The 16,766-nt window shown below is 70.5% G+C and carries 17 protein-coding genes; 5 read left to right on the top strand and 12 right to left on the bottom strand.

The features are described 5' to 3' along the window. Positions 1–8 precede the first annotated feature (8 nt). Positions 9–1,700 carry a bifunctional 3'-5' exonuclease/DNA polymerase gene (locus tag ACZ7LT_RS17335; RefSeq protein ID WP_471236884.1) on the top strand — a complete coding sequence of 564 codons (1,692 nt, stop codon included), beginning with the start codon at positions 9–11 and terminating at the stop codon, positions 1,698–1,700. A gap of 137 nt (positions 1,701–1,837) precedes the next feature. On the opposite strand, the gene ACZ7LT_RS17330 is transcribed toward ACZ7LT_RS17335, so the two are convergent. From ACZ7LT_RS17330 to ACZ7LT_RS17275, 12 genes are all read right to left on the bottom strand, one after another. Then, on the bottom strand, positions 1,838–5,041 hold the full coding sequence (locus ACZ7LT_RS17330; RefSeq protein ID WP_471236883.1) for a LysM peptidoglycan-binding domain-containing protein: 3,204 nt from the start codon (positions 5,039–5,041) through the stop codon (positions 1,838–1,840). Between the two features lie 47 nt (positions 5,042–5,088). Next, positions 5,089–5,514, bottom strand: coding sequence for a hypothetical protein (locus ACZ7LT_RS17325; protein ID WP_471236882.1), 426 nt, complete (start codon positions 5,512–5,514; stop codon positions 5,089–5,091). Continuing rightward, positions 5,514–5,936 (bottom strand): TadE/TadG family type IV pilus assembly protein, encoded by a 423-nt coding sequence (locus ACZ7LT_RS17320; RefSeq protein WP_471236881.1) that lies wholly within the window; start codon positions 5,934–5,936, stop codon positions 5,514–5,516. The genes ACZ7LT_RS17325 and ACZ7LT_RS17320 overlap by 1 nt, the downstream gene beginning before the upstream one ends. Continuing rightward, positions 5,937–6,344, bottom strand: a complete 408-nt coding sequence (locus ACZ7LT_RS17315; protein ID WP_471236880.1) for a TadE/TadG family type IV pilus assembly protein — start codon at positions 6,342–6,344, stop codon at positions 5,937–5,939. Beyond that, on the bottom strand, positions 6,344–6,562 hold the full coding sequence (locus ACZ7LT_RS17310; protein WP_471236991.1) for a hypothetical protein: 219 nt from the start codon (positions 6,560–6,562) through the stop codon (positions 6,344–6,346). Before ACZ7LT_RS17310 ends, ACZ7LT_RS17315 begins: the two co-directional genes overlap by 1 nt. A 120-nt stretch (positions 6,563–6,682) precedes the next feature. Beyond that, positions 6,683–7,567 (bottom strand): hypothetical protein, encoded by an 885-nt coding sequence (locus ACZ7LT_RS17305; protein ID WP_471236879.1) that lies wholly within the window; start codon positions 7,565–7,567, stop codon positions 6,683–6,685. Continuing rightward, entirely contained in the window at positions 7,564–8,475 is a 912-nt protein-coding gene (locus ACZ7LT_RS17300) for a type II secretion system F family protein (protein WP_471236878.1), read from the bottom strand. Before ACZ7LT_RS17300 ends, ACZ7LT_RS17305 begins: the two co-directional genes overlap by 4 nt. Next, complete coding sequence (locus tag ACZ7LT_RS17295) at positions 8,472–9,989, bottom strand: CpaF family protein (protein ID WP_471236877.1); 1,518 nt, start codon at positions 9,987–9,989, stop codon at positions 8,472–8,474. The genes ACZ7LT_RS17300 and ACZ7LT_RS17295 overlap by 4 nt, the downstream gene beginning before the upstream one ends. Beyond that, complete coding sequence (locus tag ACZ7LT_RS17290) at positions 9,979–10,815, bottom strand: hypothetical protein (protein ID WP_471236876.1); 837 nt, start codon at positions 10,813–10,815, stop codon at positions 9,979–9,981. The genes ACZ7LT_RS17295 and ACZ7LT_RS17290 overlap by 11 nt, the downstream gene beginning before the upstream one ends. Next, positions 10,815–11,504 carry an SAF domain-containing protein gene (locus ACZ7LT_RS17285; RefSeq protein ID WP_471236875.1) on the bottom strand — a complete coding sequence of 230 codons (690 nt, stop codon included), beginning with the start codon at positions 11,502–11,504 and terminating at the stop codon, positions 10,815–10,817. Before ACZ7LT_RS17285 ends, ACZ7LT_RS17290 begins: the two co-directional genes overlap by 1 nt. Before the next feature lie 39 nt (positions 11,505–11,543). Next, positions 11,544–12,485 (bottom strand): hypothetical protein, encoded by a 942-nt coding sequence (locus ACZ7LT_RS17280; RefSeq protein WP_471236874.1) that lies wholly within the window; start codon positions 12,483–12,485, stop codon positions 11,544–11,546. Beyond that, positions 12,479–13,039 carry a hypothetical protein gene (locus tag ACZ7LT_RS17275; RefSeq protein ID WP_471236873.1) on the bottom strand — a complete coding sequence of 187 codons (561 nt, stop codon included), beginning with the start codon at positions 13,037–13,039 and terminating at the stop codon, positions 12,479–12,481. Before ACZ7LT_RS17275 ends, ACZ7LT_RS17280 begins: the two co-directional genes overlap by 7 nt. 471 nt (positions 13,040–13,510) lie before the next feature. On the opposite strand from ACZ7LT_RS17275, the gene ACZ7LT_RS17270 reads away from it, so the two are divergent. From ACZ7LT_RS17270 to ACZ7LT_RS17255, 4 genes are all read left to right on the top strand, one after another. Next, complete coding sequence (locus tag ACZ7LT_RS17270) at positions 13,511–14,371, top strand: hypothetical protein (protein WP_471236872.1); 861 nt, start codon at positions 13,511–13,513, stop codon at positions 14,369–14,371. A gap of 226 nt (positions 14,372–14,597) precedes the next feature. Next, complete coding sequence (locus tag ACZ7LT_RS17265) at positions 14,598–15,779, top strand: conjugal transfer protein (RefSeq protein WP_471236871.1); 1,182 nt, start codon at positions 14,598–14,600, stop codon at positions 15,777–15,779. Between the two features lie 34 nt (positions 15,780–15,813). Next, positions 15,814–16,161, top strand: coding sequence for a hypothetical protein (locus tag ACZ7LT_RS17260; protein WP_471236870.1), 348 nt, complete (start codon positions 15,814–15,816; stop codon positions 16,159–16,161). Then, complete coding sequence (locus ACZ7LT_RS17255; RefSeq protein ID WP_471236869.1) at positions 16,158–16,742, top strand: hypothetical protein; 585 nt, start codon at positions 16,158–16,160, stop codon at positions 16,740–16,742. Before ACZ7LT_RS17260 ends, ACZ7LT_RS17255 begins: the two co-directional genes overlap by 4 nt. Positions 16,743–16,766: the final 24 nt, after the last annotated feature.

The following is a 16,766-nucleotide window of genomic DNA, read 5'->3' as shown; positions in this document are numbered from 1 at the left end:
TCGCATGCATGAGCGAAAGGTGGGCTCTGGCTGCGGCGGAAGGGGACGGGGCACGGCTCGTCCCCCTCGGCTCCGACGGGCTGCCCGCCGGAGCCGTCCGCCACGAGCCGGATCTCGTCGAGGCGGTCCGGTCCCGCCCCGGTGTGACCCGGTGGGTGTGGCGGTCCACCACGGAGATCCACCCCCGGCTGCTGGCCGCCGGGGTCCGGGTGGAGCGGTGCTACGACATCGAGGCCGCCGAGCTGCTCCTCCTCGGGCACGAGGGGCGGCTCGGGGAGCCCCGGTCGGCGGCCGCGGCCTGGGCGCGCCTGCACCACCGTCCCGTACCACCCGATCCGCCGCAGCGCAGCGCCGAGCCCGGCTCGCAGGACTCCCTCTTCGAGCCGCAGCCGGTGGCCCTCCCCCTCGACGCCCTCCTGGAGGTCTACGCGGAGCAGCAGCGAAGACATGACGCCGCCGAGCATCCTGGCCGGATGCGGCTGCTGACCGCGGCCGAGTCGGCGGGGATGCTGGTGGCCGCCGAGATGCACCGGGCCGGCCTGCCCTGGCGGGCCGACGTCCACCGCGCGGTGCTGCACGAGCTGCTCGGCGAGCGGTACGCGGGCGGGGGCGAGCCGCGCCGCCTCGCGGAGCTCGCGGACGAGGTATCGGCGGCGTTCGGGCGCAGGGTCCGACCGGATCTACCGGCGGACGTGGTGAAGGCGTTCGCGCAGGCCGGTATCCGGGTGAAGTCCACGCGGCGCTGGGAGTTGGAGGAGCTGGACCACCCGGCGGTGAAGCCGCTCATCGCCTACAAGAAGCTGTACCGGATCTGGACGGCCCACGGCTGGAGCTGGCTCCAGGACTGGGTGAGGGACGGGCGCTTCCGGCCCGAGTACCTGCCGGGGGGCACGGTCTCGGGCCGGTGGACGACCAACGGCGGCGGGGCGCTTCAGATCCCCAAGGTGATACGCCAGGCGGTCGTCGCCGACGCGGGCTGGCGGCTGGTGGTGGCCGACGCCGATCAGATGGAGCCACGGGTCCTCGCCGCCATCTCCCGAGATCCGGGGCTCATGGAGGTCGCCGGCCACCCCGACGACCTCTACACCCGCTTGTCGGACCGGGCGTTCGCCGGCGACCGGGACCACGCCAAGCTGGCGCTGCTCGGCGCGATCTACGGACAGACCAGCGGCGACGGCCTGAAGAACCTGGCGGCCCTGCGCCGCCGCTTCCCGAAGGCCGTGGCCTACGTGGACGAGGCGGCGAAGGCCGGCGAGGAGGGCAGGCTCGTACGGACGTGGCTGGGGCGGACCAGCCCACGGGCGGCCGGGGCGGGGGACGACGACGAGGCGGGCATTCCGCAGGACACCGGCGATCTGCCGGGGACGGAAGGGGGAGGGGAGTTCACACCGGGCTACGCGTCGACGAACGCGCGCGCCCGGGGCCGGTTCACCCGGAACTTCGTGGTGCAGGGCAGCGCCGCCGACTGGGCCCTGCTGATGCTCGCCGCACTGCGCCGGGCGACCGCCGGAATGCGGGCCGAGCTGGTCTTCTTCCAGCACGACGAGGTCATCGTGCACTGCCCGGCCGAGGAGGCGGAGGCGGTGACGGAAGCGATCCGCGCGGCGGGAGACGAGGCCGGCCGGATCGCCTTCGGCCCGACCCCGGTGCGGTTCCCGTTCACGACGGCGACGGTGGAGCGCTACTCCGAAGCCAAATGAGCGGAGGCCCGGCCGGCTGCTCGGGCTCGCCCACTCTCCTCGCCGCGTAGAACCCCGTCCCCCGAGTCCCATCGAGGCGGACCAGTGGTGCGGAGAGTGGAGGGCACCCACCCCTGACGGGTGGGTGCCCTCCGTGCTCAGGCAGCGGTGCTGCTGCCCATGTCCGGGACGGCCGCCAGCAGTTCCCGAAGGAGATCGATGGTCTCGTCCTCGGCGTCGGTGCCGAGTTCCTCATTGAGGCAGTTGAGCTGATCCGCGGCCTCGAGGATCGCGCGACGGTCCCCCAGCGCCGCGTGCGCACGGAACAGGTCCCGGCAGAGCAGTTCGCTCTCCGGGGACGCGCTCAGTCCTCGCGTCGCCGCCGCGATCGCCCCGGCCGGGTCACCCGCGGCGAGGCAGCGGGCGGCCAGTTCATGGGCCACGTCCACGACCGCCGACAGCATGTCGTGGTACATGGCGTCGGCCCAGAGGTAGTTGCGGGGGTTGGTGGCGGCGAATGGCGTGCCCTGGACGAGCGCCAGGGCACGCGCCAGGGCGGAATCGGCGACCGCCCCCTGGGCGTGCATACCAGCCCGGTAGAGCTCCTGGAAGTCCAGCCAGTCGCAACGCACGAAGGGCGCGAAGGCATAGCGGCCGTCCGTGACGAACGGAAGGCAGGACTGTCCCCCCACCCATGCGCGCAGCTTGCTCATGTTGGAGTTGCGCAGCGAGTGACCCACCTCGCGTCCGGGCCAAATCGCCTCGTCGAGGGCCTGGTGTTCCAAACCTGGGTTCAGAACGAGCCATGCGGCGAGCTCCGTGAGACGGCCGCGCCGGTTCGGCTCCACCGGCCCCTGCGCGCCCAGCAGTTCCACCTGGCCGAGCACTCGGATGTACGGCATCCCCGGCTCCGGGGGCTGCGTGGCGATCAGGTCCGCGACGGGGACGGGAGCCTCTTCGCCAGGCGTCCCGGACTCGTCGGCCGCCACTTGGGGCGACTCCGCGTCCGGGGTCTCCACCACCGCGAGGGCCAGCCGGGGATCCGGGCGCCTGGCCCAGGCAGGGGTCGGTTCGTCCATGGTCCGCTCGGCGACATTCATGAGCTGCAACAAGGCCTTGTACTGGGTGGGTTCGATGCGCTGAAGCTCAACCTCCAGATCGCCGTCAGGGATCTCGACCACAGCTCCGGGGCCCGCCGAAACGGTCCAGGAGCCCGGAAGCACCAAGGCGTCCGCGGCACTCGCAACGGCGGCCAGTGCGGTACGCGGCTGCGCCGCCACCAGGTCGAGGAGGTCCATGGCGTCCTCGTCCGCCTCTCTGAGCGGTAGCGAGGACAACACGATCTGCGGGGCCCACGCGTCGGCGCCCGCACCGTGCAGCCGGGCCTCACGCAGGTCCGCCGCTCCTGTCTCCTCCAGCGCGTGGCGCTGGGCCTCGTTGTCGGCCCGTACCGCCGCGACTGCCGCGGCGAGCGTCGCGTGGTGGACGACCCGCCCGGGGAAGGCGGATTTCAGTTCCTGGCCGAAGCCAACCAGCCGGACGGTGTGCTCGGCATGGAACGAGTCGGAAGCCAGCTCGACCGCCAGGGCCAGGAGCACGGCGAGCACGTCGTCATCGCCGCCGTCGAGGCGCAGCATGCCGATGTGCTCGAGGTCCACCAGTACGGGGTGACCCTCGGCAGTCGTACCCAGACTGACCAGTGCCGGGTACGGCAACGACACCGCGGACGCCTCCTGGGCCGGGAGCAGTGCCTCGCTGCCCTGGGGACACCACCAGATGGCGTCCTCGTCGGTCACGGGTCCGAAGGGAGGGACCGCGGGATCCGGAGCGGACAGGTGGAGGGCGGTCCCCTCCGGCGTGATGACGGCGGCCGTCAGCGCGGGGAGTGCCGACCCGGCGTCCGCCTGCCCGGCGGCGAGCGTGCGCAGCGCGCGGTCCAGCAGCTCCAGGCCCTCGGGGGCGTCGGCCGCAGCCACACGAAGATCGCGCTCGAAGACGGCCGCCTCGCCCTCGGGGAGCGGGATGCGGCGCCGGGGTCGGCGCCGCCGCTGCTGTGTGATGCGCCGGGTGCCGAGTACACCGAGTACACCCGCGGCGAGCAGCGCCCCGACTCCGGCCACCGTGCGGAGGGTCGCGCCCTCTTCCTCCTGGTTGTCGTGCTCGACGCCGGGCTTGTCCTTGGCGTCCGGCACCTTGCCCGGCGCGGTCTCGGCCGGAGCGGCGCTCTCGGGGGGCCGTGCGGTTTCCGCGGGGCGGGCGGGGTCCGTCGGCTGTGGAGTGGGCCGGGCCGTGGCCGGAGGACGCGTGGTCTCAGCCGGCGCCGGCCCCGTCCCACCGGTGTCCCCCGTCCCGTCAGGCTTCCCCGGCTTGGACGGCTTCTGCTGCCCGGCGTCCGGCTTCGACGGCTTCTGCTGCCCGGCGTCCGGCTTCGACGGCTTCTGCTGCCCGGCGTCCGGCTTCGACGGCTTCTGCTGCCCGGCATCGGGCTTCGACGGCTTCTGCTGCCCGGCATCGGGCTTCGACGGCTTCTCTCCCACCTCGGACGCGTCTGCGGGAAGACGCAACTTCTGCCCGGGAACGATGACATCGGGGTCGGTGAACGTGCCCCCACCCGGCTGAGCAGCACCCCGGTTCAGCTCGAAGATGTCGCCGTAGCGTGCCGGATCCCCCAGTTCGCGGTCGGCGATCGATCCCAGGCTGTCGCCGGGACGCACCGTTGTCACCCTGTCGGTGCCCGCCGTGGTAGCGCCGCCGGGCATCCTGAGCTTCCACCCGGGCTGGATGAACGACTGCGCGTGGAAGACCGTGCCGTCGCTCATCACCCGCCCCTCGTTGAGGGCCGCAATCTCCTGCCATCGGCTGCCGTCACCCAAGACGCTCTCGGCGATGCTCCACAAGCTCTCCGCGGGCCGGACGTCCCGCACCGTATAGGTGCGCTGCTGCTCTTCTCCCCTCTCGGCGCGGACCTGCGACGCGCTCGCCGCTTCGGCGCCCTGGCCGTTGGTGTTCAGCTGGGAAACCGAGTGCGGCACGGGAGCAGGCGCCGCGAAAGCCGCCCCGGTCGTCGGGAGCAACACCAGAATTCCGCCGATCAACGACGCGGCGGCTCGCTGGCTCATGCCGAGTCCGCTCAGACGGCGTGCCGTGCGGCCCCGCAACTGAGCCGGGATCTCCAGCACCACGGAGAAGGCGAACGCTGCCCATCCGAACCACCCCACGCCCGCCAGGAGCAGGAGGAAGGCGCCGCCGGTGTCCTGGCGGGAGAACAGGTGCGTCAGGTCGTCAAGGCCGCTCTCCAGGGCGAGGCCGCCGGCCCACCACAGAAGAACGGGCAGGCCGAAGAGCAGGGCGACGAGCACCACAAGGCTCAGAAGCGCACGAAGAAGATGTCGAAGTCCTCCCACAGAGATCACGTCCCTTCCGGCGCGACGACACCGTGGAGCAGTCGGGCCTGCCCTTCTCCGGTGACGCCCATGGATCCAATGCCGACCACGCGGAGGAAGCGTGTCGAGTACGTCGAGTTCACGCGTACGGTGAGCGTTCTTCCGTCGCCGGAGATACTCACCGTGCCGCCGACGCCGGCAGCGGAGAGATAGGTGAGTGCGGCCGCGCGCGCGCCTTCCGGATCGACAGCGACCGCCTCACCGGGGATGGCTCTGCCGGGGTCGATGGCCTGCCCGCCCGCCCGGGCGGCTTCCATCGCGACGGCGTTCGCGCGTTCGGTGGCACGTAGCTTTCCGCCACCGTCGACGACGATGCCAATGATGGCGATCAACGCGACGGTGACAATGGCGCTGTAGACGGCGATTCCGCCGCGGTCGTCGTACGCACGCATCAATTGCGCTCCCGGAATGCATCCACCACCGAGGTGAAGGTCGAACTGAGGGTGTGGCTCCCCGGCGCCCCGGGCAGCAGCAGATCCGACAGCGGGACGGTGCAGCGTACGGTCACCGTCACCGTACCGACCGATCCCAGCGGGGCGTTGAGTCCCGAGGCGTCCACCGAGACGCTCGTTCCCGAGCAGCGCATGCCCTGGTCGGCCAGCGTCTCGGCAGCGGCCGCGTAGGCATTGGCCTGAGCGGTGCCGGCGGTGCGCGAGATCGACGCCTCACGTGCCGCGTCCTCGGCTGCGGCGTCCACCTTGCTGCCCGACGTCACCGCGCGGCCGGCGGCGATCGCCATGCAGAGAAACATGATCAGCAATGGGGTGACGATCGCTGCCTGGATCGCCTCACTACCCCGGTCGTCCCAGTTCACCTATCCCCCGGCCGTCCAGCGCTCCACCGGTCCGGACGCGCTCTGTGTAATGGTCAGGCCCGGAACGCCCGGCAGCATCGACGGTGCGGTACCGGACACCTGGATGTGGATGCGCTCGCTGTCACTGCCGGCCGTTGACACGGTCGGGGCCAGCAGATTGTTACCGGCGATGCGGTTGAGGACGGCGCGGGCGCGCGCCGCGCCGGCGCCCGGATCGGATTCGTAGATCCGGGCCGTGGCCACCCCCTCCCGGGCCGCGGTCAGTGCCACATTGCGCGCGTAGTACCACATGGACACCTGGACCACGGCAACCGTCAGCAGGATGACGAACGGGAAGACGATCGCCATCTGGACCGTCGAGTCGCCGCGGTCGTCCAGGGCCCGGCGCGCGGCGGGCGGTCGGAGCACTAGATGCCCGCCAGCTGGCCGTTGTACCTCGCGACGACGGCCGCGATCGTGCCGGCGATCAGAAGGGCACCGGCGACCGCCGCGACCCAGATGATGACCGTGGTGATGCTGATGTCACCCCGGTCCGGGTTCTGTGTACCGCGCTCGATGCGCTCGGCCAGCACATCCCGAACGTTGGCCAGGGATGAGGCGACCTTGATCGACAGCTTGTTGAACATACCCATGGTGGAGACAGCCCCCTCGTTGTTTCGTGCGTTGCACGGCGCGTCAGATAGTGGTCGGAAGGTTGGATTCGGTCGTCGTCAGGTGAAGTCGCGGGTGTAACTCGTCCCGCCCGGTCACGTGGCCAGGATGTTGACCACGGCGGGGAACGCGACCAGCAGCATCACGAGCACCGCGAGCAATGCGCCCGGGGCGGTCATCTTCTCGCTGTTCTCGTTCGCCTCCGTCGCTTGTTTCGCGAGCAGTTCGACTCGGAGCGACTTGGCCCGGGCCCGGAGGGTCGTGTAGACCGCCGCTCCGTCGTGCGCGGACATGCGCATGATCTCGGCGACGTCCTCCAGAACCGGCAGGTCCAGCTCTTCGGTGAGCTGCACCAGAGCCTCCCACGGCGGGATCTTGTCGACGCGCGCCCTCAGCATCGCCTCCTGGAGTCTGGCGAAGGCCCAGCCCTTGCCGATCGCCGCCGCCCGCTCCAGCGCTTCGGTCGGGCCCGAGTCGGCCGCCCGCTTGAGTGCGACCAGGTCGAGATAGGCCGCGACGGCGTGTGAGAACTCCTCACGGGCCCGCCTCGCCTGGTCACGTACGGAGATGTCGGGGATGAACCACAGGAGCGCGCCCAGGGCGAGCCCCACCGCGGCCGGGATGTAGAACGGCACGCTCAGGCCCATCAGCGTCCACGCGCCCACCAGCAGCGGCGGAAGCAGCAACCCGGAGCCGGCGAGAGCCGCCTTGGTGAGAAGAAAACGCTCCGCCGTCTGACCGACGAGCGCCAGGTCCTTTCTCGGAATAGTGATTCCGGGCAGACCCTGGAGGTTCTTCAGGAGCCACGCGCCCCACACATCGTCGCGTGTGACCGGGACGACGCGCTCCTCCTCCGGCGCGGCGTTGAGGCGGCGCAGTGAGGAAGCCAGATCCGGCTGGGGGCGGACGAGTTCCCGCACGAGCAGGGCGAGGCCGCCGCCGACGGCGAGGCCGGCGAAGATCGCGGCAGGCGGGATCACAAGACCTCCTGGGGCGTTTTGGGCAGTTCCGCGATCTTTACGCGGCTGCGGGGGTCGGCGATCAGGAAACGCGGCACCGGCTTGTGGTCGGCCAGGGAGCGCATCCACACCAGAACACCCGCGAACCCGCCCGCCAGCAGCGCCAGCACGAGCTGCCCGAGAAAGGTGCCGTACGGAGCCGAGTAGCTGGGGACGAGGAAGCCGGCCGCGACCACACCCAGGGTGATGATCGTCATCCACCGCACGGTCGTACGCGGCTTGGCCCGGTCGGCTTCGATCTGCCGGCGCTTCGCCACCTCTTCCCGCAGGGCCCCGGAGAGGTCCTCGAGCGCCTGCGCGAGTCCCGGTCCGCGGTCTGAAGCGCACAGGATGAGGGCGGCCAGGACCTTGTCAGCGGTGACGTCGTCGAGGGCGTCCGCGAAGGATTCCAACGCCTCGGCGGGCCGCCAGCCGACCTGGAGCCGGTCTGCCAGATCAGCGATCTCCTGCTCCAGTTCGGCCGGGGCACCGCGGCGGCTGGCGATCATCGCCTGTTCCAGACCCATGCCGAGGCGGAGCACGTCGGCCAGACGCTGGGTCCACTCGCCGAGCGCCTCCAGCTTGTCGATGCGAACGGTGGCGTTCTTCGTCGGGGACAGCAGCCACGGCACCCCGACGAGAGCGAACGCGGCGAGACAGCCGCCGACGAACACGCCGGTGATCAGCCATGTGCCGAAGCCGACCACGGCCGCGGCGCCCCAGCGGGTGCGACGCCACATGGCCGCGTCCAAGTCGACCGCGCCGGCCTTGCCCCGGGTGAAACGCCTCGGGGTCCGCGGCGCCGTCGTGCCGACGACTCCGGCCGCCACTCCTACCAGACCTCCGGTGGTGGCGAGGCCCGCGAGCACCCACAGCAGAACGGTGTTCATCCGGCCATCACGCGAAGGTCCAGCGGGCGCTGCCAGGAGCCGCGCGGATTGTCGAGGAGGTAGCCGGGGAAGCCGACCCGTACCAGGTCTTCCAGGCAGGCCGGATGCATGTGCGGCACGGCCCTCGGTTCGCCGGGCGCCGGAGCGAAGATCCTGTTGGTGGCCGGCCGGCCGTTCTCGCCCATGCCCGTGACCTCCAGGACGTGCGAGACGAACCGGTGCCGCTTGCCCTGGATCCGGGTCTCGTCACGCATGGACACGAAGACGATGAAGTCGAGGCCGTTGGCCGCTTGCCGGTAGGCGAGCTGCTCGGTCATGTTGTCCTGCGCCAGGAGGTACAGCTCCGCGATCCGGTCGAAGACGATCTCAGGGCGGCGGGCGTGGATGGTGCAGAGATTGCCACCCTTGCCATTGGTCATCGCCTGCATCATCGCCACGATCTCCTGGCCACGGACCTCTCCGACCACCACACGGGACAGCGACATCCGCAACGCCCGGTGGATCAGGTCGAGGAGGGTGATCTCACCGGCGCCACGGCCGTCCACGCCGCGTTCACCGTTGGACTCGCGGGACTCCATCGGCACGACCTGCCGGTGGAAACCGTTGGTGTGCGCGAAGAGCTCGAACTCGGTCTCGATGGTGGCGAACCGCTCGTCCGGGTCGATCTCCTTGAGCAGGGCACGGAGCAGGGACGTCTTACCCACCGCCTGCTCGCCCGTGATCATGATGTTCTTCTCCGCGCGCACGGCGGCGGACAGGAAGGCCGCCAAGGTCTCGTCGATGGCCCCGAGTTCCACCATGCCCGCCAGGTCCACGTCTTTGACGCGGTGCCGGCGGATGGTGACGAAGGTCTTCGGTGTCACCCCGGTGACGGCCTGCAGTCGAGAACCGTCCGCGAGCCTCAGCGCGAGGAACGGGTCGGCCGTGGACAGGGTCCGCTCACTCTGACCGTTGCGCCGGGCCAGGTCACGCAGCATCTCCTGGAGTTCCTCGTCGGAGTCCGCGACGGGGGCGGCACGGACGCGGTGGCTGTCGCCGTAGTCGAGCCACACGTCGTCGTATCCGTTGATGAGGATGTTCTCGACCCGGTCGTCGTCGAGGTAGGGCTGGAGTCGACCGGCCCGGAAGAGCATGTCGTAGACGACGGCGGCGAGTGCGGTGTCCTCGGCCTTCGTGGTGCTCGCGCCGCGCTCGATGGCGATGGCGTCGGACCACACGGCGACGGCCTCGTTGATCAGGGCACGACCCCGCTGCGCCTGGGACTCGTGGTTCATCTGCCCCGAGCCCTTGATCTCCTGGGCAAGGCGATCGGCCACGCGCCGCTTGATCTCACCGGCGACGCGGTGGTCCACCGTGGCCTGGGGCACCGAGCTGCTACCGGCCGGAAGCGGATCAGAGACGATCGCCCGTTCGCCCGGCACGGCCGTCGGAGGACCGAAGCGCCCGAGGATCACGGTCCGTTCGACCCCGTCGGGGCGGACAGCCGGGTCCGGATGCAGGGGATTAGCGCGCATCTGCCGGCACCATTCCTCCCTGAGCCGTCTGCGGGCGGGGCGCGAGCCGGTCTCGTCGGAGCAGCACGCGCTGGCGCAGCGGTCCGGCGAGTGAGCGGGCCGCGCGCATCAGCTCCGAGCGTTCGAAGCGACTGCCCCCGTCGGCCCCGTCGGACAGCACCGCGGCCTGCTGCGGCCGCCACGGCATCGTGCCGAGGACGGGTGCGTGGAGCGCCTTCTCCACCTCGCCCGACGAGTACGGGCCGCTCTCGACCAGGGCCACGGTCAGTGCGTCGGCCCCGGTGCCGCCGGGTCCGTCCAGTTCCTTGCGCAGCGCCTCGGCCCGTACCTGCGCACTCTGGATCCCGCGCAGGGTGTTGCGGACCACGAGCACCACGACGTCGGCCCGCTTGGCCATGACGGAGGAAGCGCCGAACGCGCCCCTGCGGCCGAGGTCGACCAGCACGTCGTGGTGGTGGCTCTCGATTCCGGCGAAGAGCTCGGCGAGGCTCGGCCAGGCCGGGTCGAGGCCGGCGGCCTGTGCCGGACTGGTGATGCCGGGGAGCAGCAGCCGGGTGCTGCTCTCGTCCTCCGAGAGGTCGACGAGCTGCCGCCAGAACGCCTCGACCAATTGGTCCTTCCGCGATGCCACGGCCAGATTACGCAGTCCGTAGCGCGCGTCCATCCGGCCCTGGAGGGCTCCCGCCAGCACGGCTCCGCCGTCCGGGTCGCACTCGGCGAGGATGAGCCGGCGCCCCTGTTCCAGGGGCCAGGCCAGCAGCAGCGCGAGCGCCGTGCTGGTCACCCCCGGAGCCCCGGTGCTGCCGGCGAGAGCGATCACTGACATCAGGAATCGCTCCCGTTCTCGACGACGATGGCGATCCGTCCGGTTGCCGCGCGCGCGGCAAGCGACGGGCCGTCGGTCGAGGGGACCGCGACGTCGACAGTGACCACACCCGTCGTGTCGCTCGCCCTGCCGACCGAGACGACCGTGGCCGGGATGGTCTTCGGCGGCGCCGAGGGCACCGCCTCGTCCTGGCCCGGTGTACTGACGACGAGCACCTTGCTCCCGGGGGTGAGCCCAGACGTCGGCCGCTGCGACGGCTTGACGGACACGCCGACCAGCATGTCCCCGTCGCGCAGCAGGGACTTCTCCGTGACCTGGTCCTCGGAGAGCAGGGAGCCCGCGGTCAAGGCGACAGCGGCCCGCTTACCGACGACGTCCTCCCTGGACGCCGCCTTCACCGGCTTGAGCACGGGGTCGAGCGATATGCCCGCCTCGGTGAGGTCGCTGTCCTTGATCACCTCTCCGGCCTGCACGTTCTTGGTGACGGCCAGCACCTGCGTCCGCTCACCGGTCGCGGTGAACAGCAGCGCGCCCGAGAGACCGCCGGCCGCGGTCAGTGCGAGGGACAGGGCGATGAGGGCGGGTCGCCGCCGTCGCTGCTTCAGCGCGCGGGGCGGCGCCACGGGAGTGGGGGCGGAGCCGCCGGGCCCGCCCTGGACGGGAGGGGTGGCGGTCTTCGTCCTGGTCAATTCCTGCCTCCAGCAGATGTTTCGCTCACTGCGCGCTGACTATTCACCGACGACCTGGAGCTCGCCCACGGCGATCTCGGTGTCGGACACCCTCGTCTGGGTCAGCTCTCCGGACTCGCCACCGCCCTCCCAGCGGATGGTCCACGTGGCGGTCGCGGTGATCTGGTACTTGTTGCCGGGCTTGCCCTTGGACATCCGTTTGTAGACGTGGCCGCAGTCGGGCGACTCCCGCTTGCCGTAACTGGGCTTGTACGGGGTGCCGGGTGCGGTGCAGGTGACGGAGCTGCCGTCGCCCATGTTCCAGACGACCTTGTCGACCGTGGCGGTCGCGGTGACGGTGACGCTGCCCGCGGACGCGGTGGCCGTCTGGGGCCCGGTGGTGTTCGCGCCCCGCTGGTTCCACATCCACACGGGAAGACCGACGAGCCCCGTCCTTCCGGGCTCGGGCACGATCCCGATGGACGGGCCCTTCAGAGTCATCCGCGCGACGGCGCGCCGGGCCAGCTGCTCGGGGGAGACGGTCGGAACATTTCCGAATTTGCCGTCGGGAAAGAAGATGTCCCGGGGGACGAACGTGCCCGCCCCCTCGTAGTCGAAGTCCGGGCAGGACGTGGGGCGGTAGATGTCACCCTTCTCCGGGTCGTTGCCGCCCCAGATGAGGTCGTCCTTGGGCGGCTGGGGATCCAGCAGCTGCCAGTAGCACTGACCGCTCCAGAAACCGAGCCCGGGGACGTAGCAGGGGATCTTCTCTCCGTTGGCCCGTCGACAGCTGGCGGCGGAGCCTCCACCGCTTCCGCCACCCGTGCCCCCGCCGCCATTGCCGGGCTTGCCCGGGTCCTCGGCCTCGATGTCGCAGACCTGGACCTCGGGGGGGCAGGTGACCGGGCCGTCCGCCAGTGCCGCGTTCGTTCCGCCGACCACCAGCGCGCTCGCGGTCAGCAGCAGCAGACCCGCGCGTATCAGCCGCGCGCCGCTCAGCACGTCCGGTCCTTGTCGATGGTGTAGTCGGTGATGCGCCAGTCGACGCCGCCGGCCTTCGCCGTGGTGGCCTTGGCCGTCCAGGGGCGCCGGACGTCCTCCTTGTTCACCGGCACGGGCTTGCCCGTCGCCTTCCGGACCACGACGCCGGTCATGTCGACGCAGTCGCTGATGGTGGCGGTGTGGGGGTCGGAGGCGATGTCGACGGCGGTCACCTTCGGCGCGATGGCGGGCCTGGTCTTGTAGGCGAGGCCACGCTCGCTGTAGTAGGTGAAGCCGGTGATGATGTTCTTGGCCGCCTCACCGGTCGTGTACTCACCGAGCCGCGCGTTCTTCATGCTCCCGGAGGTGTACGCCTCCACTTGGGCGTCCCACATGCCGCGATAGGCGGCCAGCGCCTTGGTCCGCGCCTCAGCCCTCGCCTGCTGCTCCTTGCTCTGGCCGGGGGACGTCTTGGGCGGTTCCGGCTTGGCGTCGTCCGACGTGCCGCAGCCCGCGATGGACAGGAGCGCGGTCGCGGCCACCGCCGCGACGGCCTTTCGGACAGTGTTCTGCATGTGCCTCATGAGACCCCCGTTGGTCATGTGACGTAACTCGAACCCACGTCTGCAAAGTGACCCCCCGTCATTCTGCATCACTTTCGGACAGCACAGTGGTCTCGTTCTGTCACAACTGTGTACTTCAACCGCTACAACGCGGCCTGTCGTGCGCGACGTTGCGGCAGAGTCGATCAGGCGTTGCACTTCGCGCCATCCGGACCACCGTGTCACATCCGCCCTTCACCCCGCCCGCGCATTAGGGGCGACCGGCAGCCGGACGCGCCCGACGCGAGGACAGGAACCCATGACAAGGTGCCAGTTCGAATATCTGTGTGACAAGGCGAAGTTGGTCGGACAAGATCTTGACCGACGCACGGTCCGGCGGGCGTTTCCCCTGGACCGCGCACCGATCGCCGCCGGTCCCGGGGTGCGGACAAGGGGGGGATGGAACGGTTGTCTCGTTCCACAGCTAGCCACAGGGGGATCACCGTGTACAGCACCCGTAACGACGGCCTGGTCGGCCGCCTGAACGCCGAGTGGGAGCGACTGAATCAGGACAAGGGCGCACGACTCGCCGTGCGTGACTGGTACGGCGACCAAGGACCCACCGGACCCCAGGACCTCCTCGATGCACTGCGGTCCTGCCGCACCCGCACCGAGCAGGACCGCCTCCTCCTACCGCTGCTGCGCGCGGCGGTCGGCGGCGGCCGGGATGCCCAGACCGCCGCGCGCCTGGTCGTCCAGGCGATGCTGCCGAAGGCCATCCGGATCGCACGCAGCCAGATGCGCCCGCAGTACTCCTGGGAGGAAACGGTTTCGCTGACGGTCGGCGCACTGTATGAAGTCGTACGGACCTACCCCGTAGAACGACGTACGGAGCGCATCGCCGCCAACCTGGCCTTGGACACCTTGCGCCTGACCCACTGCCTGACCGGCGCCGAAACCGGCGTCGTACCCCTGGACAGCGACGCCGTCGCCGGACTTACCGCCACCGACGCGTGTCCGGTGGCTCAGGCGGAACTGGCTCTGATGCTCGGACAGGCAGGCGCGTACCGGTTGCTGGCTGACGACGAGCCGGGACACCTGGCGGGCTGGGACGCGCGTGCGGAGCTTGTGGAACTGCTCGTCTGGGCGCTCGACACCGGCGCCCTGAGCGTGGACGACGCGCGCCTCATCACCAGTTACTACCGCGACGTCCCCGCGCCGGACAGGGCCACTCAAGCCGCGGCGGGCCGGGCCAGGACCAGGGCGAGCCAGCGTCAGCGTCGCAGCCGCGCCGTCCGCCGCCTCGCGAACGCCGCATCTGACAGGTTCGCGACAGTCTCTGACGGGTTCGCAACAGCAAGATGACGCGATCGTGACACAACTCACGCAGGGTTACGCGGGGTTGGACGTCACATCCGTACCGTCCGCCGCACCTTCCCCATAGGGAAGCCTCCCTCAGCCACATGTCCGTTCAGCCGAGAAGCCCGGAGAGCCCCTTGACCGCCATCCCCACCCTGTCCTTGGACGAGGACGAACGACGCGTCGTCGATCCCGGACACCCGGTGCTGTGGGTCGCACAGGGAGGTGTGCGATGAAGCGTGACCGGAAGCAGACGGACAGGAATACGGAGAAGCGCCGCCTGTCCAAGGGCCGTGCGGCCAAGCGCGAAAAGCGCGCCGACGAGGTCCCGCCGCAGGTCGACGCCGAGAGCCACGACGGCGGTGAACTGGACGAGGCGGTCACCGGCTGGCAGCAGAGCACTGCCAAGATGGCCGGCCTCACCCGGCTCGCCACCGTGGGCATATGGGCGCTCCTGCTGGCAGGGCCCGGCCTTGGCCTCCTCGCGGTCGCCACCGCCGGCTCGGGCGCTACCGCACCACCTGCTTCGGGCGCCAAGACCGTTCCACCTTCGCCCACCGGCCCGGTGGGCTTCGCCGAGCTGTACCTGTCGGCGTACCTCTCGGCGGGCGAAGGTACGGAGGAGACCCTCAAGCCGTATTACGCGCAGACCGTCACACTCACGAACGAGCCGGGCTCGCGCACCGCGACACACATGGTCACGGTCGCCGCCCAGCAGGTCTCCCCCAACTACTGGTCCGTGACCGTCGCGGCCCGTATCTCGGCCAAGGCGTCCAAGGGCAAGAGCCTCGACAAGGGGCTGCACTACTTCCGGATCGGCGTCCAGGTCGCCGGACCACCAGCGGCCGGCGGCACCGCCAAGCCCGGCGGGGCGCAGGCGTTCTACGCGGCGACCTCGCTGCCCGCCGAGGTCAACGCGCCCCAGGCGGCGGACCACGGAGAGCTCGGCTACGGCACGGACGGTACATCCAGCCTCAACGGCCCGGTGGGCGACACGGTGAGCCGGTTCCTTGCCGCCTACCTCACCGGCCAGGGAGAGCTGAGCCGTTACGTCTCCCCCGGCCTCCAGATCGCACCCATCGCCCCGGCCCCGTACACCACCACCCTGGTCACCACCCTGCGGGACGACCAGAAGGAGACGAACACCGGGAAGGACGACTCCGTTCCGGCGGACGGCACCCGACGACGTGTGCTGGCCACGGTGAGCGCCCAGGCCGACGGCCAGGACTACTCGCTCACCTACGCCCTCACCCTGAGCACCAGGGACGGGCGGTGGGAGGTCGCGGCGTTCGACGCCGCACCCGCCCTGTCCCCCGACCAGACCGGGCCGAAGACCAGCGGCGCAGCCTCGGCCACGCCGAGCCCCGCGCAGAGCCCGAGCACAGCTTCCCCACCGGCCTCCGGCGGGGAATGACCGCCAACCAGCTCATCACACGAGGGGATTACACATGAGCTCCGCGAACACCGACATGGTCGTACTGGCCGCCAACGGCCAGATATTCACCTGGATCGACCAGACACTGGGGAACATCCAGACTCTGGCGACGACGGCGGCCGGCGTGCTCGCCGTGGTCGCCACGGTCCTGGCCTACTGGAAGACCCGTTCCTGGGCCGGCACGCTGACGGCGGCGATCCTCGGCGCGGTGGTCGTCTTCGCCGTGAAGAACATCACCGACCTCAGCAACATGGTGGACAGTGAAGTTCCCGACGCCAAGGGCGCCGGGGTGAGTCAGGTCCTCGTCGTGGATGTGCCGCAGGCCCTTCCACAGCCGGCGAAGGGCGCTGACCTGCTGTGAGCACGCCGCCGTCCAACGAGGGGGTGCTGGTCGGGCATTCCTATACGCGGGCCCGCAAGCATCCCCTCGTCATCGGCAAACTGCCCGGCGGCGGGCGGATTCCGGGCGGCCCTTACACGATCACCCAGATCATCACCATGGTGGTGGTCTTCATCCTGCTGATCACCACACGGGACCTCTGGGCGGTCTTCGGACTGGGGAACGCGTTCATCGTGATCGCGTTCCCCTGGGGTCTCGCGTGGCTGATGCGCTACGCGCGGATGGATGGACGCGACCCGGCACGGGCGCTTCTCGGACTGATCGTGTACGGCACGTCCCCGCCGGGCGGCCGGCTCGGCGGCCGCCCTCAGCGGCCGTTCCGGACAAAGCTCGTGACCAGCCGGGTGACGGTTCGCCTGCGGCCACCGACACCGGCCCCAGGCACCGGCGCCCAGCCGGTCCGGCCGGCGGCACCGACACCGGCGGCACCCGCCGGGCGGCCCGCGGCACGCCCCGCTCAACGCCCTGCGGAACAGCCGGTCCCCACGATCCGGCCCCGCACCCGCCTCCAGGAACTGCTTGACGAAGCAGAGCGGAAATAACCCGCCCTGAACCGAAGGATGGAC

It is taken from the genome of Streptomyces sp. NPDC039465, from assembly GCF_055639315.1.
The sequence above is the reverse complement of the archived record's forward strand: the minus strand, read 5'-3'. Positions and strand labels throughout refer to the sequence as shown.